General features: G+C 58.1%; 30 protein-coding genes. 16 read left to right on the forward strand and 14 right to left on the reverse strand.

The features are described 5' to 3' along the window. The first annotated feature begins 91 nt into the window (after positions 1-91). From V6Z53_RS29040 to V6Z53_RS29055, 4 genes are all read left to right on the forward strand, one after another. Entirely contained in the window at positions 92-640 is a 549-nt protein-coding gene (locus V6Z53_RS29040; RefSeq protein ID WP_338583177.1) for a hypothetical protein, read from the forward strand. Positions 641-987: 347 nt separating this feature from the next. Next, positions 988-2,301 carry a C4-dicarboxylate transporter DctA gene (locus tag V6Z53_RS29045; RefSeq protein WP_338583179.1) on the forward strand — a complete coding sequence of 438 codons (1,314 nt, stop codon included), beginning with the start codon at positions 988-990 and terminating at the stop codon, positions 2,299-2,301. Between the two features lie 66 nt (positions 2,302-2,367). Then, a complete protein-coding gene (locus tag V6Z53_RS29050) occupies positions 2,368-3,072 on the forward strand; it encodes a FadR/GntR family transcriptional regulator (RefSeq protein WP_338583181.1) in 705 nt (234 codons plus the stop codon). Between the two features lie 25 nt (positions 3,073-3,097). Next, complete coding sequence (locus tag V6Z53_RS29055) at positions 3,098-3,787, forward strand: GntR family transcriptional regulator (protein ID WP_338583183.1); 690 nt, start codon at positions 3,098-3,100, stop codon at positions 3,785-3,787. Positions 3,788-3,887: 100 nt separating this feature from the next. Here V6Z53_RS29055 and yjiA read toward each other — a convergent pair whose 3' ends face one another. The 3 genes from yjiA to V6Z53_RS29070 all read right to left on the reverse strand — a co-directional run bounded on the left by yjiA (position 3,888) and on the right by V6Z53_RS29070 (position 7,301). After that, positions 3,888-4,859, reverse strand: coding sequence for a GTPase (gene yjiA, locus V6Z53_RS29060; protein WP_338583185.1), 972 nt, complete (start codon positions 4,857-4,859; stop codon positions 3,888-3,890). A gap of 162 nt (positions 4,860-5,021) precedes the next feature. Beyond that, positions 5,022-5,219, reverse strand: a complete 198-nt coding sequence (locus V6Z53_RS29065; protein WP_007895266.1) for a YbdD/YjiX family protein — start codon at positions 5,217-5,219, stop codon at positions 5,022-5,024. Between the two features lie 15 nt (positions 5,220-5,234). Next, positions 5,235-7,301, reverse strand: coding sequence for a carbon starvation CstA family protein (locus V6Z53_RS29070; protein ID WP_338583187.1), 2,067 nt, complete (start codon positions 7,299-7,301; stop codon positions 5,235-5,237). 159 nt (positions 7,302-7,460) lie between these two features. Here V6Z53_RS29070 and V6Z53_RS29075 point away from each other — a divergent pair, with 159 nt between their 5' ends. Next, positions 7,461-7,829, forward strand: a complete 369-nt coding sequence (locus tag V6Z53_RS29075; protein ID WP_338583189.1) for a PilZ domain-containing protein — start codon at positions 7,461-7,463, stop codon at positions 7,827-7,829. Between the two features lie 110 nt (positions 7,830-7,939). On the opposite strand, the gene radA is transcribed toward V6Z53_RS29075, so the two are convergent. Further along, complete coding sequence (gene radA, locus V6Z53_RS29080) at positions 7,940-9,307, reverse strand: DNA repair protein RadA (RefSeq protein ID WP_338583190.1); 1,368 nt, start codon at positions 9,305-9,307, stop codon at positions 7,940-7,942. Between the two features lie 657 nt (positions 9,308-9,964). On the opposite strand from radA, the gene mscL reads away from it, so the two are divergent. Further along, the gene (gene mscL, locus V6Z53_RS29085) at positions 9,965-10,378 is read left to right on the forward strand and encodes a large-conductance mechanosensitive channel protein MscL (RefSeq protein WP_338583191.1); all 414 of its coding nucleotides are present in this window, start codon (positions 9,965-9,967) and stop codon (positions 10,376-10,378) included. A 44-nt stretch (positions 10,379-10,422) separates the two neighbouring features. Here the strand turns inward: mscL and V6Z53_RS29090 are convergent, their stop codons facing one another. Then, positions 10,423-11,199, reverse strand: coding sequence for a ferredoxin--NADP reductase (locus V6Z53_RS29090; protein WP_338583193.1), 777 nt, complete (start codon positions 11,197-11,199; stop codon positions 10,423-10,425). A 348-nt stretch (positions 11,200-11,547) separates the two neighbouring features. Between V6Z53_RS29090 and V6Z53_RS29095 the strand changes: the two genes are divergently transcribed. Together V6Z53_RS29095 and V6Z53_RS29100 are read left to right on the forward strand one after the other, a co-directional pair. Further along, positions 11,548-12,279 carry an autoinducer binding domain-containing protein gene (locus V6Z53_RS29095; protein WP_338583195.1) on the forward strand — a complete coding sequence of 244 codons (732 nt, stop codon included), beginning with the start codon at positions 11,548-11,550 and terminating at the stop codon, positions 12,277-12,279. Positions 12,280-12,437: 158 nt separating this feature from the next. Continuing rightward, the gene (locus tag V6Z53_RS29100) at positions 12,438-13,562 is read left to right on the forward strand and encodes a methyltransferase (protein WP_338583198.1); all 1,125 of its coding nucleotides are present in this window, start codon (positions 12,438-12,440) and stop codon (positions 13,560-13,562) included. 66 nt (positions 13,563-13,628) lie between these two features. On the opposite strand, the gene V6Z53_RS29105 is transcribed toward V6Z53_RS29100, so the two are convergent. The 3 genes from V6Z53_RS29105 to V6Z53_RS29115 all read right to left on the reverse strand — a co-directional run bounded on the left by V6Z53_RS29105 (position 13,629) and on the right by V6Z53_RS29115 (position 16,323). Next, positions 13,629-13,796 carry a DUF2474 domain-containing protein gene (locus V6Z53_RS29105; protein WP_338583199.1) on the reverse strand — a complete coding sequence of 56 codons (168 nt, stop codon included), beginning with the start codon at positions 13,794-13,796 and terminating at the stop codon, positions 13,629-13,631. A gap of 85 nt (positions 13,797-13,881) precedes the next feature. Continuing rightward, positions 13,882-14,889 (reverse strand): cytochrome d ubiquinol oxidase subunit II, encoded by a 1,008-nt coding sequence (cydB, locus tag V6Z53_RS29110; protein ID WP_128605959.1) that lies wholly within the window; start codon positions 14,887-14,889, stop codon positions 13,882-13,884. A 3-nt stretch (positions 14,890-14,892) separates the two neighbouring features. Beyond that, positions 14,893-16,323, reverse strand: coding sequence for a cytochrome ubiquinol oxidase subunit I (locus tag V6Z53_RS29115; RefSeq protein WP_338583201.1), 1,431 nt, complete (start codon positions 16,321-16,323; stop codon positions 14,893-14,895). 404 nt (positions 16,324-16,727) lie between these two features. Here V6Z53_RS29115 and V6Z53_RS29120 point away from each other — a divergent pair, with 404 nt between their 5' ends. The 3 genes from V6Z53_RS29120 to V6Z53_RS29130 all read left to right on the forward strand — a co-directional run bounded on the left by V6Z53_RS29120 (position 16,728) and on the right by V6Z53_RS29130 (position 18,630). Further along, entirely contained in the window at positions 16,728-17,966 is a 1,239-nt protein-coding gene (locus tag V6Z53_RS29120; protein ID WP_338583202.1) for an MFS transporter, read from the forward strand. Between the two features lie 84 nt (positions 17,967-18,050). After that, positions 18,051-18,329: a type II toxin-antitoxin system RelE/ParE family toxin gene (locus tag V6Z53_RS29125; protein WP_338583203.1), complete on the forward strand. Its 279-nt coding sequence runs from the start codon at positions 18,051-18,053 to the stop codon at positions 18,327-18,329. 13 nt (positions 18,330-18,342) lie between these two features. Next, a complete protein-coding gene (locus tag V6Z53_RS29130; RefSeq protein ID WP_338583204.1) occupies positions 18,343-18,630 on the forward strand; it encodes a HigA family addiction module antitoxin in 288 nt (95 codons plus the stop codon). Positions 18,631-18,635: 5 nt separating this feature from the next. Here the strand turns inward: V6Z53_RS29130 and V6Z53_RS29135 are convergent, their stop codons facing one another. After that, positions 18,636-19,187, reverse strand: a complete 552-nt coding sequence (locus V6Z53_RS29135; RefSeq protein ID WP_338583205.1) for a DJ-1 family glyoxalase III — start codon at positions 19,185-19,187, stop codon at positions 18,636-18,638. An 83-nt stretch (positions 19,188-19,270) separates the two neighbouring features. Continuing rightward, the gene (locus V6Z53_RS29140) at positions 19,271-19,708 is read right to left on the reverse strand and encodes a DUF4879 domain-containing protein (RefSeq protein WP_338583207.1); all 438 of its coding nucleotides are present in this window, start codon (positions 19,706-19,708) and stop codon (positions 19,271-19,273) included. Between the two features lie 220 nt (positions 19,709-19,928). Here V6Z53_RS29140 and V6Z53_RS29145 point away from each other — a divergent pair, with 220 nt between their 5' ends. Continuing rightward, the gene (locus V6Z53_RS29145; RefSeq protein WP_338583209.1) at positions 19,929-21,224 is read left to right on the forward strand and encodes an NCS2 family permease; all 1,296 of its coding nucleotides are present in this window, start codon (positions 19,929-19,931) and stop codon (positions 21,222-21,224) included. Continuing rightward, positions 21,221-22,300, forward strand: a complete 1,080-nt coding sequence (gene trmA / locus V6Z53_RS29150) for a tRNA (uridine(54)-C5)-methyltransferase TrmA (RefSeq protein WP_338583210.1) — start codon at positions 21,221-21,223, stop codon at positions 22,298-22,300. Before V6Z53_RS29145 ends, trmA begins: the two co-directional genes overlap by 4 nt. A gap of 54 nt (positions 22,301-22,354) precedes the next feature. Here the strand turns inward: trmA and V6Z53_RS29155 are convergent, their stop codons facing one another. From V6Z53_RS29155 to V6Z53_RS29165, 3 genes are all read right to left on the reverse strand, one after another. Further along, on the reverse strand, positions 22,355-22,801 hold the full coding sequence (locus V6Z53_RS29155) for a DUF2442 domain-containing protein (RefSeq protein WP_338583211.1): 447 nt from the start codon (positions 22,799-22,801) through the stop codon (positions 22,355-22,357). Then, positions 22,798-23,226 (reverse strand): DUF4160 domain-containing protein, encoded by a 429-nt coding sequence (locus V6Z53_RS29160; protein ID WP_338583212.1) that lies wholly within the window; start codon positions 23,224-23,226, stop codon positions 22,798-22,800. Before V6Z53_RS29160 ends, V6Z53_RS29155 begins: the two co-directional genes overlap by 4 nt. Positions 23,227-23,440: 214 nt before the next feature. After that, the gene (locus tag V6Z53_RS29165) at positions 23,441-23,647 is read right to left on the reverse strand and encodes a 4-oxalocrotonate tautomerase family protein (protein WP_338583214.1); all 207 of its coding nucleotides are present in this window, start codon (positions 23,645-23,647) and stop codon (positions 23,441-23,443) included. Positions 23,648-23,766: 119 nt separating this feature from the next. Here V6Z53_RS29165 and V6Z53_RS29170 point away from each other — a divergent pair, with 119 nt between their 5' ends. The 3 genes from V6Z53_RS29170 to V6Z53_RS29180 all read left to right on the forward strand — a co-directional run bounded on the left by V6Z53_RS29170 (position 23,767) and on the right by V6Z53_RS29180 (position 26,118). Next, positions 23,767-24,681, forward strand: a complete 915-nt coding sequence (locus V6Z53_RS29170; RefSeq protein ID WP_338583216.1) for a LysR substrate-binding domain-containing protein — start codon at positions 23,767-23,769, stop codon at positions 24,679-24,681. Positions 24,682-24,817: 136 nt separating this feature from the next. After that, the gene (gene aroQ, locus V6Z53_RS29175) at positions 24,818-25,258 is read left to right on the forward strand and encodes a type II 3-dehydroquinate dehydratase (RefSeq protein ID WP_338583217.1); all 441 of its coding nucleotides are present in this window, start codon (positions 24,818-24,820) and stop codon (positions 25,256-25,258) included. A 5-nt stretch (positions 25,259-25,263) separates the two neighbouring features. Next, positions 25,264-26,118, forward strand: a complete 855-nt coding sequence (locus tag V6Z53_RS29180; protein ID WP_338583219.1) for a shikimate dehydrogenase — start codon at positions 25,264-25,266, stop codon at positions 26,116-26,118. A 105-nt stretch (positions 26,119-26,223) separates the two neighbouring features. On the opposite strand, the gene V6Z53_RS29185 is transcribed toward V6Z53_RS29180, so the two are convergent. Continuing rightward, positions 26,224-26,901: a TetR/AcrR family transcriptional regulator gene (locus V6Z53_RS29185; protein ID WP_338583221.1), complete on the reverse strand. Its 678-nt coding sequence runs from the start codon at positions 26,899-26,901 to the stop codon at positions 26,224-26,226. Between the last annotated feature and the right edge of the window lie 58 nt (positions 26,902-26,959).

Genomic DNA, 26,959 nt, shown 5'->3' on the forward strand with positions numbered 1-26,959 from the left:
TGATAGTCTCTCCCCTACAGACAACGAATAACCCGACCCACTAATAATCAATTATCGGTGTTATTCCAACATCACGGAAGAGACATATATCATGCAAACCACGGATGAAAACCAATCATTTACCGCTCAACTTTTTGTCGATAACAAGCCAGTTGCCCTAGCCGGCAAGGTCATTCGAAAAATGCTGGAATCCCCTGATTTTTCTGAGAAAGAAAAGGATGTCCTGAAGAAGCAACTCGACCTGTACGCAGATGTTCTTCTGAGTTACGCAGAGGACGTAACCCCAGAAACGTTCCTCTTCGCTCATCAGGACGATGTCTACACAATCAAGATTGAGGATCGTGACGGAAACTTCAAAAATACTGCAAGCATGGAAGGCGAACTGCGTAACCTGTCGGTTTTTGATGGTGATGACCCTACTTACTTTCGCATCATTCATCAGGGCGAATATGTGAAGCTTGATGATATGCCAAACGAACTAAATACAATCCGCTTACGATCGGGACCGCAACGCCGGGAGGTTCTAACCTATGGTCAACTACCTAATTTTCCCATCCTGACCGACAAAGAAAATCGCGGCGGCAGGACTTTATTCCTTGAATTAAAGATTATCAAACGTCATGTCTCCACCGCATTCTGAAGTGCATTCGAATTAGAACTCACTCTTCGGAAGCGGTGACCGACGTAAACCTGTAGGAGGTGGGTTGCTGGTGATCGCCAGCAACCCGCCTCTTTGTTCTTGCCGAAGGAGCCGTCAGTTTCTTTGCTCCCCCCAAAAATTTTCAAACGACAAAACGCTCAAGGTCGGGCCATCCAACCCAACTGGTAAGACCGGTCATGCCAATCGTGGAATTTTTGCTTGCGATCCTCCGAAAACAGGGCCTAGACTTTGCCTGCACTGGACATACCGGTAAGACCACAATAATTAAGTCCTGAAGCTGATGCACTCTGCGCACGGCAGCCAGGACACCGACCAGGATTCCTCCCATGCTCAGATGGTGCTCGCGTTCAATCTTCCTCCAAGTGGTTCTCGGACTGGTGCTCGGCATCATCTGCGGGCTGACCCTTCCCGAATACTCCGCTCAGCTCAAACCGCTCGGTGACGGTTTTATCAAGCTGATCAAAATGCTCATCGGCCTGATTGTGTTCTGCGTCGTGGTCAGCGGCATCAGCGGTGCCGGCGACCTGAAGAAGGTCGGCCGCATCGGCCTCAAATCGGTGATCTACTTTGAAATCCTCACCACCATTGCGCTGGTGATCGGTCTGATGTTCGCCTTCAGCACCGGGATCGGCAGCGGTGCGAACATTCATCTGGAGCAGCTTTCCGCCGCCGACATGGGCGATATCGCCCAGCGCGGTCAGCACATGCACACCACCACGCAGTTCCTGATGGACCTGATTCCGACCTCGGTCATTGGCGCCTTCGCCGACAACAACATCCTGCAAGTCCTGCTGTTTTCGGTGCTGTTCGGCAGTGCGCTGAATCTGGTGGGAGAAGCGGCGTCGGGTATTTCACGGTTGATCAATGAGCTGAGCCACGTGATCTTCCGCATCATGGGCATGATCGTGCGTCTGGCGCCGATCGGTGTGTTCGGTGCGATCGCTTTCACCACCAGCAAATATGGCCTGGACTCGCTGCAACACCTGGGCAGCCTGGTCGGTCTGTTTTACCTGACCTGCGTAGCCTTCGTGTCGCTGATTCTCGGCTTGGTCATGCGCCTCTCCGGTTTGAAGATGTGGCCGCTGCTCAAGTACCTGCGCGAAGAATTGCTGATCGTCATGGGCACTGCTTCGTCCGACGCTGTGTTGCCACAAATCATGCGCAAGCTTGAGCATCTGGGCATCGGCAGTTCGACGGTCGGGCTGGTGATTCCAACCGGTTACTCGTTCAACCTCGACGGTTTCTCGATCTACCTGACCCTGGCCATCGTGTTCATTGCCAATGCCACCGGCACGCCGCTAGCGATGACAGATCTGCTGACGATTCTGTTGGTGTCGTTGATCACCTCCAAAGGCGCGCACGGTATTCCCGGCTCGGCGCTGGTGATTCTGGCCGCGACACTGACCGCGATCCCGGCGATTCCGGTGGTGGGTCTGGTGCTGGTGCTGGCAGTGGACTGGTTCATGGGCATCGGCCGGGCGCTGACCAACCTGATCGGCAACTGTGTGGCGACCGTGGCCATTGCCCGCTGGGAAAAGGACATCGATGTGCAACGGGCGAACAAGGTACTTTCCGGCCAGGTGGGTTATACCTTCCAGCCGCGCAAACCGGTGGCACCGGTGCATCAGCAGGAATTTTGAATACACGCCGTGCCTGCTCCGGGCAGGCACGGCCAACAAACTTGATGGATGCTCATGGAGCGAACAGTGATTACCTCGTCGACCGTTGTAAATTCAGTCGTGGAAAAACTTCGGGCCGCACTGGCCCGTGGTCAGTGGCGTTCCGGTGAAATGCTGCCGGGGCAACGTGAACTGGCCGAACAACTGGGTATCAGCCGCCCGAGCCTGCGTGAAGCGGTGATCGTGCTGGAAACCCTCGGTCTGGTGCGCTCAATGCCGGGCAAAGGCGTGGTGGTGCTCGAAGCCAATCTCGCCGACAGCCAGGCGCATGAAAGCGCAGTGGCCGCGGCGAGCCTGGAAGATGTGCTGCAACTGCGCTACACCCTCGAGCCGTTCATCGTCGGCCTGGTGGCGCAATCCATCAGCAGCAAGGAAGTCGGGCAACTGCGCCTGACCCTGATGGACATGCGCGAAGCCCTGGAAGCCAACGACAGTGAAGCCGGCGTGAATGCCTACATCGCCTTCCACGAAGAGCTGTTCACGCTGACATCGAATCCGATCTTCCAGAGCGTGGTCCAGCAGACCAGCAATGCCCTCAAGCAGAGCGCCGATGTGCTGCGCAACTCCCCGGAACACCTGGCTGAGCGCCTCGAAGAAAACGAAGCGGTGGTTCGGGCGATCCGCAGCAAGAACAGCGCCCAAGCCAGCGCCGAGATGCGTCGACACATTATTCGGGAAGGCCAGCGGATGGGCATCGAGTTGAACATCCCGGAAGACCATTTCGGCAGTTGAAACCTATTCAAACCGGAGACAGGCCATGAACAGCTTCGCCTCACCGCAGACTCTTGTTGCCCTGCCCTTTGCGCCGTTGGTGGATGATCTGTATGCACGAATCTTCGAGGCAATTCTCGAACAGCGAATCCATTCGGCCAGCCGCTTCACTGAAGAAAGCCTGGCGCAAATGTTCGGCGTTCGACGCAGCGATGTTCGAGATGTGCTGACACAACTATCCCATCAGCAAATCATCGTCCTTCGAGTCAACCATCGCCCCCGCGTAGCCGAAATTGATGCCGAACAGACCCGGCAGACGCTGCATGCCCGGCGCCTGGCCGAAGTCATGCTGGTGCGACTGGCCTGTCAGCAGCCTCTTGCACAAGACATGAAACGCCTGCGCGCGCTGATCGAAAGCGAACGCCAATGCACAGAACAAGGCCGGGCGCTGCGTCTGTCGGGCGAGTTCCACCTGCGGTTGGCGCAAATGGCAGGGAATGCACCGTTGGCGCACTTTCTCGAAAGCCTGATACCGCTGACTTCGTTGGCGCTTGCGCAGTGTGATGAGCAGTCGACGGATTATTGCGCGTGGCGGGTGCACCTGAAGATTCTGGATGCGCTGGAACAAGGTGATGCGGCGAAGGCGGAAACCGAGCTCAACCGGCATCTGGATTATCTGGAGGATGTGTTGCTGAGCCCTCTATCGGCACGGGGCCAAAACTGTGCTGCAGGTTAGTCCGCCATCGCGAGCAGGCTCGCCCACAGGGGACTGCATTTCAAATGTGGGAGCGAGCCAGCTCGCGATGACGGCTTAAGGCTCGCTGCAACTTCTGGCTTTAATCCGCCGCCACCCGCGCAAACCCTTCGCGAATCTTTTCTTCCGGCAAATCATCGGCAATGAACACGATCACGCTTTCGCGTGTTTCACCCTCTGCCCACTCCGTATCCCAATCGAAACCGTAAAGCTTCAGCACGCCCTGAAACACCATGCGCCGCGTTTCGCCAACGATGTTCAGTACCCCTTTGTAGCGCAGCAATTGCTTGCCGTGGTCCTCCAGCAGCTCGTTCATGAACTCGCTGAGCTTGTCGATATCCAGCGGCTTGTCGGTGCGCAGCACCAGGCTGGAAATGCGGTCAATGGACGGGGCCTGGCTCACCGGGCGCAAACTCACGCCACCACCGAGGTCGGCATTGAGATTGAAACCACGCACGTCGAGCAGCTCGGCCAGATCAATCTGACCATGGTCGACCACGCGGATTGGTGCGCGACGATTGATACGGGTCAGCCGCTCGCTCAGCGCCGTGAAAGTCGGCTCGTCTACCAAATCGCGCTTGCTCACCAGCAAGCGGTCGGCGAAACCGATCTGCGCCTGGGCGATGGTTTGGGTCAGATGAGTTTCGGCGTGCGCCGCGTCGACCAGTGTGATGATGCCGTCGAGGATGTAGCGCTCGCGCAATTCTTCGTCGATGAAGAAGGTTTGCGCCACTGGGGCCGGGTCGGCCAGGCCGGTGCATTCAATCACCAGACGGTCGAAGGCGATGTCGCCGCTGTCGAGGCGCTCGAGCAGCAGGTACAGGGCTTTGGTCAGGTCGGTGTGGATGGTGCAGCAGACGCAGCCGTTGGACAGCGTCATCACTTGTACCGGTTCGTCGCCCAATAGTTGGGTGTCGATGCCGGCGTCGCTGAATTCGTTTTCGATCACGGCGATTTTCAGGCCGTGCTCGGTTTTGAGCAGATGGCGCAGCAAAGTGGTTTTGCCGGCGCCGAGGAAGCCGCTGAGGATTGTGACCGGGATGGGAGAGGACACGCTCTATCTCCTGTTGTACAAAATTAAAAACAAACACAAAACAAATGTGGGAGCGGGCTTGCTAGCGAAGAGGGTGTGTCAGTCGACATGAATGTTGAATGACACACCGCTTTCGCGAGCAAGCCCGCTCCCACAGGGTGTTGCGTCAACCTCGCTGCTGGATCAACAGCACTTCGGCCCACCCTTGCCACCGTAGCGGGCTTCCTGACGTTCGCGGAAGAACATCTCGTAGCTCATCACCGGTTTGTCCGGGTGTTTGGTTTGCATATGCTCGACGTAGTTGTCGTAGTCGGGCATGCCGACCATCAGGCGCGCGGCCTGACCGAGGTATTTACCGAGGCGACTCAGGTCATTGAACATGCTGCATTCCTCAGGTTACGCATCCGGCAGTGCCTGGAATGGCGATTCTTTATCCGTACGTTCTTTTTTACCCCAGGAGGCAATGCCGACCTTGAGTGCATAGAACAGGATGCTGAACACCACGAACAGGAACAGCGCGGTCAGCGTTGCGTTGGTGTAGGCGTTGAAGATCACGTGTTGCATCTGCGTGATGTCCTTGGCCGGGGCGAGGATCTGGCCGTTGGCCAGGGCATCGCTGTATTTTTTCGCCAGCGACAGGAAGCCGATCGCCGGGTTGGCGTCGAACAGCTTGATGAAGCCGGCAGTGGTGGTGCAGATCAACAGCCACACGGCAGGCAACAAGGTCACCCAGATGTAGCGTTGACGTTTCATTTTGATCAGCACGACAGTGCCGAGCATCAGCGCGATACCGGCCAGCATCTGGTTGGAGATGCCGAACAGCGGCCACAAGGTGTTGATGCCACCCAGCGGATCGATTACGCCCTGATACAACAACCAGCCCCACATCGCCACACAACCGGCGGTGGCGATCAGGTTGGCAGTCCAGGATTCGGTGCGTTTCAGCGCCGGGACGAAAGACCCCAGGAGGTCTTGCAGCATGAATCGACCGGCACGGGTACCGGCGTCCACAGCGGTCAGAATGAACAGCGCCTCGAACAGAATCGCGAAGTGGTACCAGAACGCCATGGTGTTTTCACCCGGCAGCACACTGTGCAGGATCTGCGCGATACCGACCGCCAGGGTCGGCGCACCACCGGCGCGGGCCAGGATGGTGGTTTCACCGATGTCATGGGCAACCGCTTGCAGCGCTTCCGGGGTAATCGCAAAGCCCCAGCTGCTGACCGCTGTTGCCACCGCCACTACGTCACCGCCGACTACTGCAGCCGGACTGTTCATGGCGAAGTACACGCCAGGCTCGATCACCGAAGCGGCGACCATGGCCATGATTGCCACGAAGGATTCCATCAGCATGCCGCCGTAGCCGATGTAACGGGCGTTGACCTCGTTATCCAGCAGCTTCGGCGTGGTGCCGGAGGAAATCAGCGCATGGAAACCCGATACCGCGCCACAGGCAATGGTGATGAACAGGAACGGGAACAGACCGCCCTTCCACACCGGACCGGTGCCGTCGATGAACTGAGTCAGTGCCGGCATTTTCAGCTCGGGCATGGTGATCAGAATACCGATCGCCAAGGCAACGATGGTGCCGATTTTCAAGAAGGTCGACAGGTAGTCACGCGGCGCCAGGATCAGCCACACCGGCAGTACCGCCGCGACGAAACCGTAACCGATCAGCATCCAGGTAATCTGGATACCGGTGAAGCTGAACGCCTTGGCCCACACCGGATCAGCGGCGATCTGCCCGCCCAGCCAGATCGAACCGAGCAGCAGCAGCACGCCGATCACCGAGATCTCACCGATGCGGCCCGGGCGGATGTAGCGCATGTAGATGCCCATGAACATCGCGATCGGGATGGTCGCCATCACGGTGAAGATGCCCCACGGGCTCTCGGCCAACGCTTTCACGACGATCAACGCCAGCACCGCGAGGATGATGATCATGATCAGGAAGCAGCCGAACAGCGCGATGGTGCCGGGGATGCGGCCCATTTCTTCGCGAACCATGTCACCCAGGGAACGACCGTTGCGGCGGGTGGACATGAACAGGACCATGAAATCCTGAACGGCACCCGCCAGCACCACACCGGCGATCAGCCAGAGCGTGCCGGGCAGATACCCCATCTGCGCCGCCAGCACCGGACCGACCAGAGGCCCCGCGCCGGCGATGGCCGCGAAGTGGTGACCGAAGAGGATGTGTTTGTTGGTCGGCACGTAGTCCAGACCATCGTTGTTGAGTACGGCGGGGGTGGCCCGTCGCGGGTCAAGCTGCATCACATTGTTAGCGATGAACAGACTGTAGTAACGGTACGCAACCAGATAAATGGCCACGGCTGCGACCACAATCCATAAGGCATTGATTGCCTCACCTCGGCGCAGTGCCACTACACCCAGGGCGCACGCCCCTATGATTGCCAGCACCAGCCAGGGTAGATGGCGTAGCGGGCTATTATTATTTTTCATTTTATTATTCCAGCCAGAGTGGACAAGAAAGACAGCCACACCGAGTTTAGCTCTCCTGACGGTAAAGGCCATACCCCAACGTTGGTCTAGAGCCTTGTCCTGGCTGGCAGGTTTTGACAATGCCGGTCTATAGTCAGCGAACATCCAGAGGATTGCGCCATGAGCGAGCACCCAGCCGATCGCCGCCGCTTCAAACGTATTGCGTTCGATGCCAGAACCGAGCTGAGCCAAGGGGAATTCATCTGGCCGGTGAAGTTGATCGACCTGTCGCTCAAAGGTCTATTGATCGAGCGCCCCGAGCCTTGGCTGGGTGATGGCAAGCAGGATTTTTTCGTCGACATTCATCTGAGTGAAGATGTCGATATCGAGATGGATGTGCAGTTGACCCATGAAGACCATGGGCAATTGGGCTTTGTGTGCAGGCATATCAGCCTGGAGTCTATTGAGCGTCTGCGGCGGTTGATTGAGCTGAACCTCGGAGACCAAGCAGAGCTGGAGCGGGAGCTGGGTGCGCTGATCGAGGTTTGAACACACTATGTAGGAGCTGCCGAAGGCTGCGATCTTTTGGTTTTTTGCGTCAGCCGTATCACTGAAGATCAAAAGATCGCAGCCTTCGGCAGCTCCTACAATTCAGTCGCTTACTCGAAGAGTGCGTCGAGCGCCTGCTCCAGACGCGTTACCGCAATGATCTGCAACCCCGGCGGCGACTCTTTCGGCGCATTGCCCTTGGGCACGATGGCCCGCTTGAAGCCGTGCTTGGCCGCTTCTTTCAATCGCTCCTGACCGCTTGGCACCGGGCGCACTTCGCCGGACAAACCGACTTCACCAAACACCAGCAAATCATGGGGCAACGGCCGGTTGCGCAAACTGGACATTACCGCCGCCATCAACGCCAGGTCGGAAGCCGTTTCCAGTACCTTCACGCCGCCGACCACGTTAAGGAACACGTCCTGATCGTGGGTCGGAATTCCGCCATGGCGGTGCAGCACCGCCAGCAACATCGCCAGACGATTCTGATCCAGCCCCAGCGTTACCCGCCGCGGGTTGGCGAGATGGCTGTCATCCACCAGCGCCTGGACTTCCACCAGCATGGGCCGGGTGCCTTCCCACGTCGCCATGACCACACTGCCCGGGACTTCTTCCTGCGCACGGGTGAGAAAAATCGCCGACGGGTTGGAGACTTCTTTCAGGCCCTTGTCGGTCATGCCGAACACGCCCAATTCGTTGACCGCACCGAAACGGTTTTTCACCGCACGCAGCAAACGCAGACGGCCATCGGACTCGCCTTCGAAATACAGAACTGTATCGACCATGTGCTCCAGCACGCGTGGACCGGCCAGTGCGCCTTCCTTGGTGACGTGACCGACCAGGAAAATCGCCGTGCCGCTCTGCTTGGCATAGCGCACCAGCAATGCCGCGCTTTCCCGCACCTGGGACACGCCACCCGGCGCCGACTGCAACTGCTCGGTGAAAATCGTCTGGATCGAGTCGATCACCATGACCTTGGGCTTTTCCTGCCGGGCCGTGGCGATGATGGTTTCGATGCAGGTTTCGGTCATGACCCGCAGCTGATCCTGCGGCAAGCCCAAGCGGCGGGCACGCATGGCCACTTGTTGCTGGGATTCTTCACCGGTGACGTACAGCGCCGGCATGCTTTTGGCGAGGTTGCACAGGGTTTGCAACAGAATGGTCGATTTGCCGATGCCCGGATCACCGCCGATCAGCACTACCGAACCGTCGACAAGGCCACCGCCCAGAACCCGATCCAGCTCACTGGAGGCCGTGGAGAAGCGCGGGATCTCTTCGACACTGACTTCGGCCAGAGTCTTGATCTGCGCCTGCTGGCCCGTCCAACCGGTACGCCCGCTGGGCGCCGCCGCCCCGCCGCTTTCCACCATGGTCTCAGTCAGCGTGTTCCAGGCGCCGCATTCGCCGCACTGGCCGGCCCACTTCGGGAAGGTTGAGCCACACTCGGTGCAGCCGTACATGCGCTTGGCCTTGGCCATCTGAACTCCCCGGCAAAAATCGCGATGATAGCTCAGCTGAGGCGGATCGGTACGTCACGGTTGTCCGGTTGGGTGTCCTGGAGCAACTAAAAATTTAAAGATCATAAAAGGGCATTGGCACTTCATAGCTTGCCAAGAGCTTATATTTCAAATTGCTTCTAATATACTAGCCACATGTAAATCAATTAATTTTGTCCAAGTTTTTTCCGCCATCCTCACTTTTGAACCCCAATAAATCCGAATAAAAAGTTGTACAAGAACTGAAAGCAAAAAGTCACACCGTACAAGATACTCATTGCCATAGAAATGCCATCAGACCACTTACCCGAGCACTCAACTAGTCCATCCAACAAAAGACGCGATTCGAATTTTCAAACCGAAACTGAATCCGCCATATCAGAGCCCAGTAAACCCGAGTGTGCCCATTTGTCATCATCCATTCAGGCGAGTACCAGGGACATGTCGTTTTCGTTCAAAGGTTATCGAAACGGCGATTCCAGCGCGGTTACACCGCGTGGAAGCGAGGGCGCGGTCTAAACTTTTCAGCGCTGATCCGGTCGATTGCAGGCAAGCAACGTAAGCAGTTGTTTCGGGCAGGATGCACCTTGCTGATTTACACTGCGTTCACCAACCTCATCTGTAACAAGGAAATAACCTATGGGCGTGCTAAACGAGTTCAAGGCCTTCGCGGTCAAAGGCAATGTGATCGACATGGCCGTCGGTATCATCATCGGCGCCGCTTTCGGCAAGATCGTTTCGTCTTTTGTCGGCGATTTGATCATGCCCCCTATCGGGCTGCTGATCGGCGGGGTGGACTTCAGCGACCTGGCCATTACGCTCAAGGCAGCTCAAGGCGACGTTCCGGCGGTGGTCCTGGCGTACGGTAAATTCATCCAGACCCTGATCGACTTCGTCATCGTTGCCTTCGCGATCTTCATGGGCGTCAAGGCCATCAACCGCCTGAAGCGCGAAGAAGCCGTGGCCCCGACCCTGCCGCCGGTTCCGACCAAGGAAGAAGAATTGCTCGGTGAGATTCGTGATTTGCTGAAGGCCCAGAACAATCGGCCTTGAGCGTTTCAGCGATAAAAGAACGGCGCCTGCAGGGCGCCGTTTTTTTACCAGAAATTCTCCACTGCCACCTGCCCGGGTCGCCGGCTGAGGCTCAAATGCATATCGCGCTGCTTGAGCAGCTTGCGCGTGTCATCAATCATCTGAGGGTTTCCGCACAACATCACCCGCGAATGCTCAGGCGTCAGCGCCACTCCAGCCTCGCGCTCCAGCTCGCCGTTTTCGATCAACGTGGTGATCCGCCCGTTCAGGGCGCCGGGATGCTGCTCGCGCGTCACCGTGTTGATCAGTTGCAGCTTGTGTGCGTATTCCGCCAGATATTCACGCTGCGCCAACCCTGCAATCAGCTCCTGATAGGCCAGCTCCCGCGATTCGCGCACGCTGTAGACCAGGATAATCCGTTCGAATTTCTCCCACACTTCGAAGTCCTGAAGGATCGACAGAAACGGCGCAATGCCGGTGCCAGTGGATAGCAGCCACAGATCGCGTCCGTCGACAAAACGGTCGAGCGTCAGGTAACCGAAGGCCTGGCGGTCGACCAGCAGCGTATCGCCGACACCCAGCCGACTCAGTTCGCTGGTGAACTCGCCTCCAGGAACCACAATGGAAAAGAACTCGAGAAACTCGTCAAAGGGTGACGACACCATGGAATAGGCGCGCCAAACCGTACTGCCATCAGCCTTCGTCACGCCCAGCCGGGCGAATTGACCTGCGCGAAAACGAAACCCGGAATCCCTCGACGCCCGCAGAGTGAACAGGTTCGGGGTCAACGGCTGGACTTCGAGCAAGGTCTGGCGAGTAAATTTCTCTTCACTGGCACTCATGGGGCGCTCCATTCAACAGATAGCCTCAGTGTCTCGCAAAGCGAGCAGCAGAAACACCGGTGATTTGTAGTGTCATTAAGCAGACGCTCTTATTCTCATTTGTATCTCAAAAATTTTTTACCTCCTATTAACCGCTTGGTTAACTTTCAAAAAAATGACATTAATACCAACATACAAACTAACTATTACCTTATGGCAAAGTTTTAGAACCATAGACCTGTTTAAAAACACTTCAGCAAAGCAAAAAAATCTCAACGGAATATCAGAATCATCCTACACTCCAACTCGCGCCTGCCTCTTGGATCCAAGTGCGCCTGTCACGTTAGAAACTTACAAACGGAGCCGATGATGGAAAGGTGGAAGGAACTACAACTCATACAACTATCCAGTACGACGGAAATTGAGAGCGCCTACCGGATCTCACTGAGTTTTGCGAAAAATATCGGATTTAAATTTTTCGCGTTTTCAACAAGTTGTCCAACAAAAAATGAAAGTTTTCACACGGTCCGTTTCAACAATTATCCAAAAGACTGGAACGCCGAATATGAAAGAAAGAAGCTGTGCGCAATAGATCCGGTAGTAGCCCATTGCAATCAATCCATGTTGCCTGTTCTGTGGAGTGAAGAGCTCTTCAGCAACACACCCTGGCTATGGGATGAGCTGGAACAACAAGGGTTACAGCATGGTTGGTCACAAGCCGTCCATGACGAGGAAAGCGGTCTGTGCAGCATTTTGAGTCTCGCCAGAACCCATTGCCCGGTCAGTGCGTGGGAGCTCTACGAGAACCTCGGTTTCTCTGTGTTTATTGGCCGTCACCTGCATAAATTGATTGCCCAGACAATGCCCAAGGCACCTGAACATCCGTCTACACCACATTTGACGCCACGGGAAATCGACGTGCTGAAACTGGCTGCGGACGGCAAGACTGCCTATGAAAGCGCCAGAATTCTCAATCTCAGCGCGCGCACCATCAACTTCCATGTTCAGGAAGCCATTCGCAAACTCGGGGTCAACAACAAGATTTCGGCCGTCATCGCCGCCGTCAAGGCTGGTTATCTCACCAGCAATGCGCTGCGCTGAATCGAAACCTGCGGGTAATCCGACACAAAAAAACGTACCATTCGCGGTCCGGCCTGAGTGAAGACGTGTGAGCTTTCCACGTTGCAGTCCACTCGGACGGCCCCGCCCGCCAAGCCCCTGGGCGCGGGACACCCGTTGATTACCCAGAGCCCCGCCCCATGCCTTTGCTCGAAACGCCTTTCGCCAGCCTCGACCTGATCCGCCAGCCCGAACAGCAGAACGAACCGCTGCAAGCCTTCGATGCGGCGGACGAGTACCTGCTCAACCATCTGGCTGAACAGCAACTTTCGACTGAAACACGGGTTCTGGTGCTCAACGACAGTTTTGGCGCATTGGCCGCCAGTCTGGCCGGCAAGGTCAACGTGATCAGCAGCGGCGATTCGTTCCTGGCGTTTCAAGGTCTGGAAAAGAACCTTGTCCGTAATGGCCAGGCATTTGATGCGGTGCAGCATGTACCAGCCAGCGAAGCAATCACCGGCCCGTTCGACCGGGTGCTGATCCGGGTGCCGAAGACCCTGGCATTGCTGGAAGAACAACTGATCCGCCTGCAAGGCCAACTGGCACCCGGCGCTCAGGTGGTCGCGGGTGCGATGATCAAGCATTTGCCGCGTGCGGCGGGTGACTTGCTGGAACGCTACATCGGCCCGGTGCAGGCGTCGCTGGCGGTGAAGAAAGCCCGGTTGTTGATTGCCACGGTTGAGGCCAAAGCGCCGGTCACATCGCCCTACCCGACGCGCTATCGTCTCGACGAACCGGCCATCGAATTGCTCAACCACGCCAACGTGTTCTGCCGCGAAGGCCTGGACATCGGCACCCGGGCGTTCCTGCCGCACCTGCCGAAGAACCTTGGCACTGCGCGGGTTGCCGACCTCGGTTGTGGCAACGGCGTGCTGGCCATCGCCAGCGCCCTGCAAAACCCCGAGGCCCATTACACGCTGGTGGACGAATCGTTCATGGCGGTGCAATCGGCCGCCGAAAACTGGCGCGCAGCGCTGGGTGAGCGCGATGTCATCGTGCGTGCCGGTGACGGCTTGGCCGGACAGGAACCCCAATCGCTGGACGTGGTGCTGTGCAATCCACCGTTTCACCAGCAGCAGGTCGTCGGCGATTTCCTGGCGTGGCGTATGTTCCAGCAAGCCCGGGAAGCGCTGGTGGTGGGTGGCGCGCTGTACATCGTTGGCAACCGTCACTTGGGTTACCACAGCAAACTGGCGCGATTGTTCCGTGGCGTCGAGCAAGTGGCGGCCACACCGAAGTTCGTGATTCTCAAGGCACGCAAGTAACGAAGCGAAAAAAACCCTCCGGTCGGAGGGTTATGAATCCGCGCCCGCAGACGACGGTATGGGATGTCAGTGTGTGGTCAGGCCGGCGGCGTTCATGAACATCCGCATCAGGCTGGCCGCGATAAACAGTACACCGACGCTGCCAGCCCAGATCAGGGCCAACCAGCCAAGCCGCTGCCAGAGCGGCTTTTTTTCGGCTTCTTCGATGTCGTGCAGGGAATGTTTGTTGTTCATTGCTTCTACCTCTCGTATAGGTCGATGGCGCCTGTGACGACGCCATCGCGAGCAAGCTCGGCTCCTACAGGTTCTATGCGACGCCTTAGTGGTAACCGTCTTCGTGGGTGACCTTGCCGCGGAACACGTAGTAGCTCCAGAAGGTGTAGCCCAGGATGAACGGGATGATGAACAGCGTGCCCACCAGCATGAAGCCCTGGCTTTGTGGCGGCGCGGCGGCATCCCAGATCGAGATCGACGGCGGCACGATGTTCGGCCACAGGCTGATTCCCAAGCCGCTGTAGCCGAGGAAGATCAGCACTAGCGTCAGCAGGAACGGCGTGTAGTGCGCATTGCGCGCCACCGCGCGGATCAGGCCGTACAGGGTGACCAGCACCAGAATCGGCACCGGCAGGAACCAGAACAGGTTCGGCAAGGTGAACCAGCGCGCAGCGATTTCGGCATGGGCCAGCGGAGTCCAGATGCTGACGATACCGATCACCGCCAGCAACACGAACGCCAAGGGCCGCGCCAGGTCATGCATCTGTTCCTGCAACTTGCCTTCGGTCTTCATGATCAGCCAGGTGCAACCGAGCAACGCATAAGCCACCACCAGCGCCGCACCACAGAACATCGTGAACGGCGTCAGCCAGTCCAGTGAACCTCCGGCGAACTGCCGATTGACCACCGGCAAGCCATCGATGAATGCGCCCAATGCCACGCCCTGGAAGAACGTTGCGGCAATCGAACCACCGATGAACGCCTTGTCCCACAAGTGGCGCTTGTCGTCCCTGGCCTTGAAGCGGAACTCGAACGCCACGCCACGGAAGATCAGCCCGATCAACATGAAGATCAGCGGCAGGTACAACGCCGAGAGCACCACCGAATAGGCCAGTGGGAAAGCGCCGAACAACGCCGCGCCGCCCAATACCAGCCAGGTTTCGTTGCCGTCCCAGACGGGTGCGACGGTGTTCATCATCACGTCGCGGTCGGTTTTACCGGGGATGAACGGGAAGAGAATGCCGATCCCCAGATCGAAACCATCCATGACCACATACATCATGATGCCGAAGATGATGATCACGGCCCAGATCAGCGGAAGATCAATACCCATGATTCAAATCTCCTTGGTCAGGCTGTGGTCGGTGTGGTCGTCGTCGGCAGCAGACAACGGCCGGGCCGGCGTGCGTTTCTGGCCGGGGCCACCGTCGTTGGTTTCCTTGCCTTCATCGATCTTCGGCCCTTTGCGCACCAGGCGCATCATGTAGCCCAGGCCGGCACCGAACAGCGCGAAATACACCACGACAAACAGGATCAAGGTGATGCTCATCTGCATGAAACTGTGGTTGGAGGACGCATCCGCCGTGCGCATCAGGCCGTAGACCACCCATGGCTGACGACCGATTTCCGTAGTGAACCAGCCGGCGAGAATCGCGATCAGGCCGGACGGCCCCATCCACAACGCCAGGTACAGGAACGGCCGCGAGGTATACAGCTTGTCGCGTTTGCGCAGCCACAAGCTCCACAAACCGGTGAAGATCATCAGGAAGCCCAGGCCGACCATGATCCGGAACGACCAGAACACGATGGTCGAATTTGGCCGGTCTTCGGGTGGAAACTCCTTGAGCGCCGGCACCTGTTTGTCCAGCGAGTGAGTGAGGATCAGGCTGCCCAGATACGGAATCTCGACAGCGTATTTGGTCCTCTCTTCCTTCATGTCCGGCCAGCCGAACAGGATCAGCGGCGTCGCTTCGTCACCTTTGTTTTCCCAGTGGCCCTCGATCGCGGCGATTTTCGCCGGCTGATGTTCCAGCGTGTTGAGGCCGTGGAAGTCACCGATGACCGCCTGGATCGGCGCGACAATCAGCGCCATCCACATCGCCATCGACAGCATCTTGCGGATCGCCGGGTTGTCCTTGCCGCGCAGCAAGTGCCAGGCCGCCGAGGAACCGACGAAGAACGCCGTCGCGACGAACGCCGCCGTGGCCATGTGCATCAGGCGATACGGGAACGACGGGTTGAAGATCACCGCCAGCCAGTCGGTCGGGATCACCTGGCCGTTGACGATTTCGAAGCCCTGCGGGGTCTGCATCCAACTATTGGACGCGAGAATCCAGAAGGTCGAAATCAACGTGCCGATGGCAACCATGACCGTGGCAAAAAAGTGCAGGCCACGTCCGACCTTGTTCCAGCCGAACAGCATGACGCCGAGGAAACCGGCCTCGAGGAAGAACGCAGTCAATACTTCGTACGTCAGTAGCGGCCCGGTCACGGAACCGGCGAAGTCCGAGAATCGGCTCCAGTTGGTGCCGAACTGATAGGCCATCACCAGCCCCGAAACCACGCCCATGCCGAAGTTGACGGCAAAGATCTTCGACCAGAAATGGTAGAGGTCACGGTAGGTGTCGTTGTGGGTTTTCAGCCACAAACCTTCGAGGACGGCCAGGTAACTGGCCAGGCCAATGGTGATGGCAGGGAACAGGATGTGGAACGAGATGGTGAACGCGAACTGAATTCGGGCGAGATCAAGTGCCTCTAAACCGAACATAAGTCTTCCTCTGTCAGGTAGTACGGCTGCGGGCTGGAAGCCTGCACCCACGGCCCCCACGGATATGGAGTGTGGCGAATCTCTGTTTGTTCTTTTTTTCTACGCATCACAACGCAGGGAGTCTGGCCTTGCGGCCGCCGGATCAAATTCCTTGTGAGGGCTTTGATCTGGATCAAGCAACGATGAAAGAGTAGTCCCATTTTTGGGGATGAACTGCGTGGTCTTTTGCCGCGTGACAAGTTGCCTCATGGCTTTGGTCATGGACAGAAATACATTTCCCGGATCACGGTGCAGTGCGGGCGAATGAAATCGATGCCTGGCTAACTAAAATTTCTGTCATGGCAACTTTCTGTTACAGGTTGGTGATAATCTCGGTTTTCCCTCTCCTCCAAATTTGCCCGCAGATGCCCAGCCAAGAGCCCTTGCTGTTACGCCATCACCGTCCTTTCCTTGCGTTCTGGCTGGCCCGGGTTTTTACCGCCAGCGGCTTTCAGATGCTCACCGTGGCCATTGGCTGGAACCTCTACCAACTGACCGGCAACGTGCTCGATCTGGGTCTGGTGGGGTTGGTTGAGTTCGCCCCGCGCGTACTGTTCATGCTGCACACCGGGCATGTCGCCGACCGCTACGACCGGCGCAAGGTCGCGGCCATCTGCCAGTCCCTGCAAGCGCTGATCGCCCTCTCGCTGGCCATCGGCAGCGCTACCGACCATGTCACTCGGGAGATGATCTTCATCCTCGCTTTCCTGCTCGGGGCTGCCCGCTCCTTCGAGATGCCGACCACCCAGGCCTTGCTGCCGAGCATCGTGCCCAGCGCGCTGTTCCCCCGCGCCGTGGCCGCGGCGCAGTCGGCCCAACAATCGGCAACCATCGTCGCCCCGGCCCTTGGCGGTTTGCTCTACGCCTTCGGCAGTGTCTGGGTCTACGGTCCGACGGTGATCCTGTACATCATCGCCTGCTCGCTGATGCTCAATCTGCCCGCGCGGCAAACACCGTTGAACAAAGGCAAGGCAACCCTGGATTCGCTACTGGCGGGCATTCGCTTCATTCGCAGTCGGCCGGACATTCTCGGGGCGATTTCTCTGGACCTGTTCGCCGTCCTGCTGGGTGGTGCAACGGCGCTGTTGCCGGTGTTCGCCAAGGACATTCTGCTGACCGGTCCGTGGGGCCTCGGCCTGTTGCGCTCGGCGCCGGCGGTAGGTGCGTTGCTGATGTCGCTGTACCTCGCGCGGTTTGCCGTAGAGCGCAATGTCGGGCGGGTGATGTTCACCGCAGTGGGTATATTCGGCGTGGCGACCATCGCCTTCGGCCTGTCGACCTCCTTCTGGTTCTCGCTGGCCGTCCTGGTGGTTTTGGGCGCCGCCGACATGATCAGCATGGTGATCCGCGCCTCATTCGTTCAGCTGGAAACCCCGGACGAAATGCGTGGCCGGGTCAGCGCTGTGAACGGCCTGTTTATCGGCGCTTCAAACCAGTTGGGCGAATTCGAATCCGGCCTGACGGCTCACTGGTTCGGCACCGTGCCGGCGGTGGTCATGGGCGGCATCGGCACGCTGGTGGTGACGGGAACCTGGATCAAACTGTTCCCGACCCTGGCCAATCGCGACCGCATGCATGTGCCGGCCGAAGAAGCGAAGGTCTAAAAATGTCGCGAGGCACAATTTTGCCGACCAGGTGCAATACATAGTTACCGCAGCAGGTGTAATGTATCGCCTTACACTCACCCCATGATCAAATCCTTTCAGCACAAAGGCCTTCGGGGCTTCTACGAAACTGGTTCGACTCGTGGGATCCGGGCAGATCATGCGAAGCGTCTGGCTCGCATGCTGCAGTTCATGGATCGTGCACTGGCGCCGGGTGACCTCGATCTTCCAGGATGGCGGCTCCACCCGCTCAAGGGAGACTTGATCGACTATTGGTCATTGAGTGTTTCAGGAAACTGGAGAGTCGTTTTTCGTTTTATCGGGTCGGACATCGAACTGGTCGACTATCTGGACTACCACTGACAGGAGGCAGGACATGCCCATGCACAACCCGCCGCACCCTGGGGAAACGCTGTTGATGGATGTATTGCCCGACCTGGGGATCAGTGTCGCGCAATTGGCCCGTCACTTGGGCTTCGCCCGCCCACATCTGTCGCGGGTCTTGCACGGTCACGCGCCAATCAGCCCGGACCTGGCAGTGCGTCTGGAACGGGCCGGAATTGGCAAGGCGCGGATGTGGCTCGGGGTGCAGACCGACTACGACCTCTGGCAAGCGGAGCAGCGTGAACAACCGGACATCGAACCTATCGCCCCCCACGCCTGACCGTTCTAAACCACCAACTCCCCCGCCACCGCCGCCCGAGTGGCCTTGCCACATAGTTGTTCAACCAGCGTCAGGGCAAATGCCAATGCAGCGCCTGAACCCTGGGCAGTGATGCAATTGCCGTCGACCACCACCGGTTGATCGACGAAGTTACAACCCGACAGTTGGTGGCTGGCCGAAGGCAGGCAAGTCATGCGCCGCTGGCGCAATACGCCAAACGCTTGTAGCGCCACGGCAGGGGCTTCGGCGATACCGGCGAACAGCCGACCGGCCGCAGCCTGGTCCTTGATCAATTGCTGAAGGGGTTGGTGTGCGGCCAGATGCTGAGTCCCCACGGCACCTCCCGGCAGGACGATCAGGTCGAAGGGCTGGGCCAGCAAGTCCACCAGCATGGCGTCAGAGGTCAGGCGCGTACCGCGTGCACACGTCAGCATGCGTCGCCCTTCGATGCTGGCCACCACCACTTCAACCTTGGCGCGGCGCAGGACATCGATCAGGGTCACTGTTTGCAGGTCGTCAGTGCCCTCGGCGAGGGTAATCAAAGCTCGAAAGGTCATGGGAACAATCCACAGGAGGGTTCTTCAAGCGTAGTCAGCTTTCCTTACCCTTGTTCGAGGCCCGCCGTTACCTGATGTAAAAGCTACTTGATGTAAAGCTGCGTCGACATTGTGTTGCCCGGCGCATTGATCGAGGTGTTGCTGAAGGTGAACGTGCCTTCCTGTTTGCCCGCCAGACTGAAGATGTACAAATTGCCGACGACCTTGGTCCGCTGGGAACAATCAGTCAGGTTACCGTTTTCGTAAGCACAGACCTGCGTGCGGGTTCCGTTGACCTCGAAACCATCCAGCGCGGCATGGGGCTGGCTGCGACCGTAACCCACTTCCAGCACGTAGACCCTGATGTTCGGGCCGCTGTGATTGCAGCGCGTTTGTGTCTGGCCTTCATCAATGGTTTCAAAACCACATTCAGGCGACTCGACCTTGAGCACTTTTACCTGGGTCAACGGCGGTGCCGAGGCTGCCGAGACGGTTTGTGTCCCCAAGGTCAAGGCCAGCAAGATCAACAGACGCTTTTTCATGCAAACACCACCCCAAAAAACCAGCGTGCAGTATGGCTGGTTTGGGCTAAACGCAAAACATCGACGACGATCACCGCCATAAGCAGCCATAACCCTGTGCGGCTGGTATGATGCGCGGCTTTTTCCGACCCACAGAAAAATCCCAGGCGCCTGCAGCGGTCTGTGCTTTGCTGTTGAGGTCGATACATTCACGGCGCCGGGCGCGCCACGGGGAGCAGACATGCTGGAAAGGCTGTTTCAACTCAAGGCACACAACACCAACGTACGCACCGAGATCCTGGCGGGCGTCACGACCTTTTTGGCCATGGCCTACATTCTGTTCGTCAACCCGAGCATCCTCGGCGAGACCGGCATGGACAAGGGTGCGGTGTTCGTCGCCACCTGTCTGGCAGCCGCCATCGGCTCGACGGTCATGGGCCTGATCGCCAACTACCCGATCGCCCTCGCACCGGGCATGGGCCTGAACGCCTTCTTCACCTACACCGTGGTCCTGCACATGGGCCACACCTGGCAAGTGGCGCTGGGGGCAGTGTTCATCTCGGCGGTGTGCTTCTTCCTGCTTTCGATCTTCCGCATCCGTGAATGGATCATCAACAGCATCCCGCTGCCGCTGCGTTCGGCGATTGCCGCCGGTATCGGCCTGTTTCTGGCGCTGATCGCCCTGCACAACGCCGGCATCGTGGTCAGCAACCCGGCGACCATGGTTGGCCTCGGCGACCTGAAACAACCGGCGCCGATCCTCGCCACCCTCGGTTTTGCCCTGATCGTCGCCCTTGAAGCCCTCGCCGTGCGCGGTGCGGTACTGATCGGCATTCTGGTCGTGACCATCATATCCATCGTGATGGGCTTCACCCCGTTCGGCGGCGTGATGTCGATGCCACCGTCGCTAGCCCCGACCTTCCTGCAACTGGACATCAAAGGCGCACTGGACATCGGCCTGGTCAGCGTGATCTTCGCCTTCCTGTTCGTCGACCTGTTCGACAACTCCGGCACCCTGATCGGCGTGGCCAAGCGTGCTGGTTTGATGGGCAAGGACGGCCACATGCCGAAAATGGGCCGTGCCCTGATCGCCGACAGTACTGCTGCGATGGCCGGTTCCCTGCTGGGCACCTCGACCACCACCAGCTACATCGAATCCGCCGCAGGCGTGAGTGCCGGGGGCCGCACCGGCCTGACCGCCGTCGTGGTGGCAATCCTGTTCCTGCTGGCGCTGTTCTTCTCGCCACTGGCCGCCAGCGTTCCAGCCTTCGCCACCGCGCCGGCCCTGCTGTTCGTCGCCGTGCTGATGACTTCCGGCCTGGCCGAAATAGACTGGGACGACATTACCGTCGCCGCGCCGGTGGTGATCACCGCGCTGGCCATGCCGTTCACTTATTCCATCGCCAATGGCATCGCCTTCGGCTTCATTGCCTGGACCGCCATCAAGCTGATGTCTGGTCGCGGCCGTGAGCTGAACCCGGCGCTGGTGATCCTGTCGATTCTGTTCGTGATCAAGCTGGGTTGGTTTAACGCATGACTTTTGATTCCCAGGCCTACGCCGTTCAGCTCGAAGACAAGGTCACGCGCCTGCGTGACCTGCTGGCCCCGTTCGATGCACCGGAGCCGGCCGTTTTCGACTCGCCGCTGCAGAACTTCCGCCTGCGCGCCGAATTCCGCCTGTGGCGCGAAGCCGGCGAGCGTCACTACGCGATGTTTTCCCAGGAAGACAAACGCACGCCGATCCTGATCGAAGAATTTCCGATCGCCAGCCTGCGCATCAATCAACTGATGCCGCAGCTCAAGGCCGCGTGGCAAGCCAGTGCTCCCCTGAGCCACAAGCTGTTCCAGGTGGAGTTCCTGACCACTTTGGCCGGCGATGCGATGATCACCCTGTGCTACCACCGTCCGCTGGACGAGCATTGGCACGCGGCGGCCACGAAACTCGCAGCCGACCTGAACGTCAGCATCATCGGCCGCTCCAAGGGTAAGCGTGAAGTCATCGGTCACGATTACGTGGTCGAGAAACTGGAAGTTGGCGGGCGCACCTTCAGCTATCGCCAGCCAGAAGGCGCATTCACCCAACCCAACGGCACCGTAAACCAGAAGATGCTCAACTGGGCCTACGACGCACTGGGTGATCGTCCGGACGATTTACTGGAGCTGTATTGCGGCAACGGCAACTTCACCCTGCCGCTCGCTACTCGCGTGCGCAAAGTGCTGGCCACTGAAATCAGCAAGACCTCGGTCAACGCAGCGCTGAGCAATCTCAGCGAAAACGCTGTGGATAATGTCACTCTGGTGCGTTTGTCCGCTGAAGAATTGACCGAAGCGCTGAACGAAGTGCGCCCGTTCCGTCGCTTGCATGGCATCGACCTGAAAAGCTACGAATTCGGCAGCGTCTTCGTCGACCCGCCCCGCGCCGGCATGGACCCGGACACTTGCGAGCTGACCCGGCGCTTCGACAACATTCTCTACATCTCCTGCAACCCGGAAACCCTGGCGGCCAACATCGCCCAGTTGCACGACACGCACCGCATTACCCAATGCGCGATGTTCGACCAGTTCCCGTGGACGCATCACATGGAATCCGGGGTGTTATTGACCCGGCGGTGAGTGCAGATGCCGTAAACAAATCAGCCGTCATCACGACGGCTTTTTTGTGGGCGCTCAAAGCACGACATCGACCTTGCGCGGGCGCCCACCTTTCTTGCCATTGGCCCGAGCAGCCTCAGCTTTGGCAGCGCTGCTCTGACGACCATTGCGCGAAGCAATCACCGAAGCCGCCATCGCCATCAATGGCTCGCTGGCCGAGATCATTCCGGCGATAGAGATATGCAGGTCCTTGCCTTCATGGCAGATCGCAGTGCCGGTGAAACCTACCTCTAAACCGGCAAAGTCTTCGATCTGGAATCCATCGAACTCGGGGTAGTTTCCAACCGGCAGCAGTATCCCGCTGCCATCTTCAAAGCTGACCGCCAGACACGGAGCCTGAAAGGTTACCGCTGTCGCCCGTAACCCGCTGTTAGGGCGCGATTTGCCCCGTTCAATAGCTCGATCAAGACGAGCCTCTGTTACTGGCCTGTCTACCTGGACCTTGGCTTTGACCGTTTTCATAACTCGATCTCCACACACTCCTGCGCACCTATCAGAGATAGCCGCGTCCTGTTCGTTTCAGGCTCATAGCAAGCCGAAACGATCATGTTGGTGGTACTGACAATCCTTTTCACTACTACGACCTCACTGGTTTGCCAATCCCACAATTGATTATCAAGGCAGGCCGTTTGCAGTTTTCGCCACCAGATACAGCGAGCCCGCAATAAATGGGCAGGTAGCTTTAGCGATTGACGCAACCCCTCAAGCACCGCAATTGGTGGCCGACGCGAGAGCGGAACAACGTCCCAGAGCTCGACGCCGTTGTGCCAGAAACTGAATTTGAACCGCGCACTCCACGAACCCGCCTCCACATGTGCATGAGGCGGACAATGCTCATCGCGCAACATGATGACCACCGAGAGCCCTTTGTAGCTGCATACTTTCATGCTAACCCATCCGTTAGGTTAATGAATCTGGAGACTCGACATTCCCTGAAAAAACCGACCACTGGTGCCCAACACCAAATGGAATTTGCGTGACTGAGACTAGCGCTCAGCCGCGCTCTGGACCGTTGGATAACGCCAAAGAATCGTAAGCAATCCTTTCCCTGCGACCACAAAAAAGCCGTCACGAGGACGGCTGTTTTGCCTTGCAGAAGAATCACTCCGACGGATTTTTCCGGAACTCAGTCGTGGTAATACCCTTGTATCCCCAGTTATCGGTGTCGATTTCTTCGATCACGATATGGGTCAGCTCCGGCGGCTTGCCGAGCACGCGTTGCAGGGTCTCGGTGATTTCGGCGATGACCTGGGCTTTTTGCTCACGGGTTACGCCGTCACGGGTGATGCGTACGCTGACGAAAGGCATGCTGCTTCTCCTGCTCGCTGATTAATAAAGGCTGACCAAAAACAAGTCACTGTATCCCTGTGAAGCCATCTGATAAATACTGCTCCAGACACTTCATTTGATCCTTGGTGTAATCAATCATGCAGCGACAATTCGACGATCTTCAGTTGGGCAGCATCGAGCTGTTTTGCCTGGCCGCCGAGGCCGGCAGTTTCACCGCAGCGGCGTTGGTGGCGGGGGTTACGCCGGCTGCGGTGAGTCGCTCGGTGTCGCGCATGGAAGAACGTCTGGGCGTGCGGCTGTTCGCGCGCACCACTCGCAGCGTCAAGCTGACCGACAGCGGCCGACGCTATTACGAAGAATGCCGCCAGGCGTTGGCGCAGTTGGTGGAAGCCCAGCGTGAGGTCATGGGCCAGCAGCAGGTGCCGTCGGGGACTCTGCGCATCAGTATCCCCACCACCTACGCCCACCACCGGATCCTGCCATTGATGCCGGCCTTCCGTGCGCGGTTTCCGGATGTGAAGGTTGAGTCGCACATCAGTAATCGCAATATCGACTTCGTCGGCGAGGGCTATGACCTGGCCATTCGCGTGCGCGCCATTCCGGATTCAGGCCTGATCGCCCGGCCGCTGGAGGACGCCGAGTTGGTAATGATTGCCAGCCCCGATTACCTCAGCCGCTGCGGCACACCGCAAACCCTCGATGATTTGCAGCAGCACGACTGCATTCAATATGAACTGCCCAGCAGCGGTCGACGCATCGCCTGGTTGTTCAATGACAGCGGTGTACAGCGCGAGATTCTGGCCGAGGGCAATTACGTTTGTTCCGATGATGTCCTGGGCGGAGTGACCCTGGCGAAACACAGCGCTGGTCTGTTCCAGACCTATCGCTTTATCGTCGAAAAAGAACTGGCCGATGGCTCGCTGATGGAAGTGCTCAAGCCCTATGGCGGGCGTTCTCGGCCGTTTACCTTGCTCTATCCGCAAAGCCGCCATATGCCTCTGCGATTGCGCGCGTTCATTGATTTTCTGGTGGAGCATTTGCCGCGCTGCTAGGGAAACCGTCCGATCACCGCACACAAAGCGCCGGAGAACCACCGGTTCAATTGACCAAATTAACCATCTAGTACAATTTATCTCCACAGGCCGGAACCTCAGGCCAATGCCAAAAATAATAAGTGGAGAAACATCGATGTCCCCGATCATTCTGGTACTCAACGGCCCGAATCTGAACCTGCTCGGCACCCGTGAACCGGCGACCTACGGCCACGAAACCCTCGCTGACATTTCCGCCCTGTGCGGCCGCGCCGCTGAAGAGTTCGGCCTGGCAGTGGAATTTCGCCAGACCAACCACGAAGGCGAATTGCTCGACTGGATTCACGCCGCACGTGGCCGTTGCGCCGGGATCGTGATCAACCCGGCCGCCTGGACCCACACCTCGGTGGCCATTCGCGATGCGCTGGTCGCCAGCGAGCTACCGGTGATCGAAGTGCACTTGTCGAACGTCCACGCCCGCGAACCATTCCGTCATCACTCCTTCGTTTCAGCCATCGCCACCGCCGTGCTGGCCGGGTTCGGCAGCCACGGCTATCGCCTGGCGCTGGAGCATTTCAGTCAACGTCTGAAAGGGTGAACATCGTGAGCCACAACCACGCGGTATTGGCCGGACTGATCGGCGCCGGCATCCAGGCTTCGCGCACCCCGGCGTTGCACGAGCATGAAGGCGATGCCCAGGGTTTGCGTTACCTCTATCGACTGATCGACCTCGATCAACTGCAACTCGACAGCAATGCCCTGCCCGACCTGCTGATGGCCGCCGAACGCATGAGCTTCACCGGGTTGAACATCACCTTTCCGTGCAAGCAGGCGATCATTCCGTTGCTCGATGAGTTGTCGCCGGAAGCACGCGGCATTGGTGCGGTGAATACCGTGGTGTTGAAGGACGGCAAACGTATCGGCCACAACACCGATTGCCTTGGCTTTGCCGAGGGATTTCGCCGGGGCTTGAAGGGCGTTGCCGTTGAGCGTGTCGTACAAATGGGTGCCGGTGGCGCCGGTGCGGCGGTGGCCCACGCGTTGTTGAGCGAAGGCGTACAGCACCTGAGCATTTTCGATGTGGAACTCAGCCGCGCTCAAAGGCTTGCAGACAATCTCAATCAACATTTCGGCAGCGGTCGCGCGGTGGCCGGCCATGATTTGGCGCTGACCCTGGCCGAAGCTGACGGCTTGGTGAACACCACGCCAATGGGCATGAAAAAACTACCGGGCACGCCGGTGCCGGTCGAGTTGCTGCGAGCCGAATTATGGGTGGCGGAGATTGTTTATTTCCCGCTGGAAACCGAACTGCTGCGCCATGCCCGCGCGCTGGGTTGCCGGACGCTGGATGGCGGCAACATGGCGGTGTTTCAGGCAGTAAAGGCGTTCGAATTGTTCAGCGGCGTGGCGCCGGATGCTCAGCGGATGCTGGCGCATTTTCAAAGCATGAATGGTTGAAGTGCAAAAGATCGCAGCCTTCGGCAGCTCCTACAGGTTTCGTGTATGCCGGAATTTCCGCATAGACACCGACCTTTGTAGGAGCTGCCGCAGGCTGCGATCTTTTCAGGCCTGCAAATAACGCAAAACCGACTCGCAAATCATTTCCCGATGACGCTGCTTGATGCTTTCATCCGGCAGATCAATCTGAAAAATCTCACCAAACGTGTGGCGGTTCGAGACGCGATAGAAGCAGAACGAACTGATCAGCAAATGCACATCCAACGGATCAAGCCCGGTGCGGAACAGCCCTTGCTCGGCGCCGCGACGCAGAATCTCGCCCAGTGAATCGAGGATGGTGTTGTTCATCGCCTTGATCGCATCGGAGCGCTTCACATACTCGGCGTTGTGAATGTTCTCGATGCTGACGATGCGTACGAAATCGACGTTGCGATCATGGTGATCGAAGGTGAACTCCACCAGTCGTCGAATCGCCTCCACCGGCGCCAGCTCCGTCAGGTGCAGGCGGTTTTCCGTGCTGCGGATATCGCCGTAGAGCTTTTCCAGAACCTCGACGTAGAGCTGTTCCTTACTGCCGAAGTAGTAATAGATCATGCGTTTTGACGTATGGATGCGCTCGGCGATGGCATCGACGCGCGCCCCGGAAAGGCCTTGTTGAACGAACTCGACAATCGCCTCTTGGAGGATATTCTCGCGGGTTTTTTCCGGGTTGTTCTTGCGACTCTTGCGCGGCTCGGCAATCGGTTCGTCGGGCGCTGCGGAGAGTTCTGAAGTCATTGTCATTGCGGGCTCACGGCCATCACTGCACAGGCTGGCGATTATGAGCCGCGCCGCACAGTGA

It is taken from the genome of Pseudomonas sp. MAG733B, from assembly GCF_036884845.1.
GTDB lineage: Bacteria > Pseudomonadota > Gammaproteobacteria > Pseudomonadales > Pseudomonadaceae > Aquipseudomonas.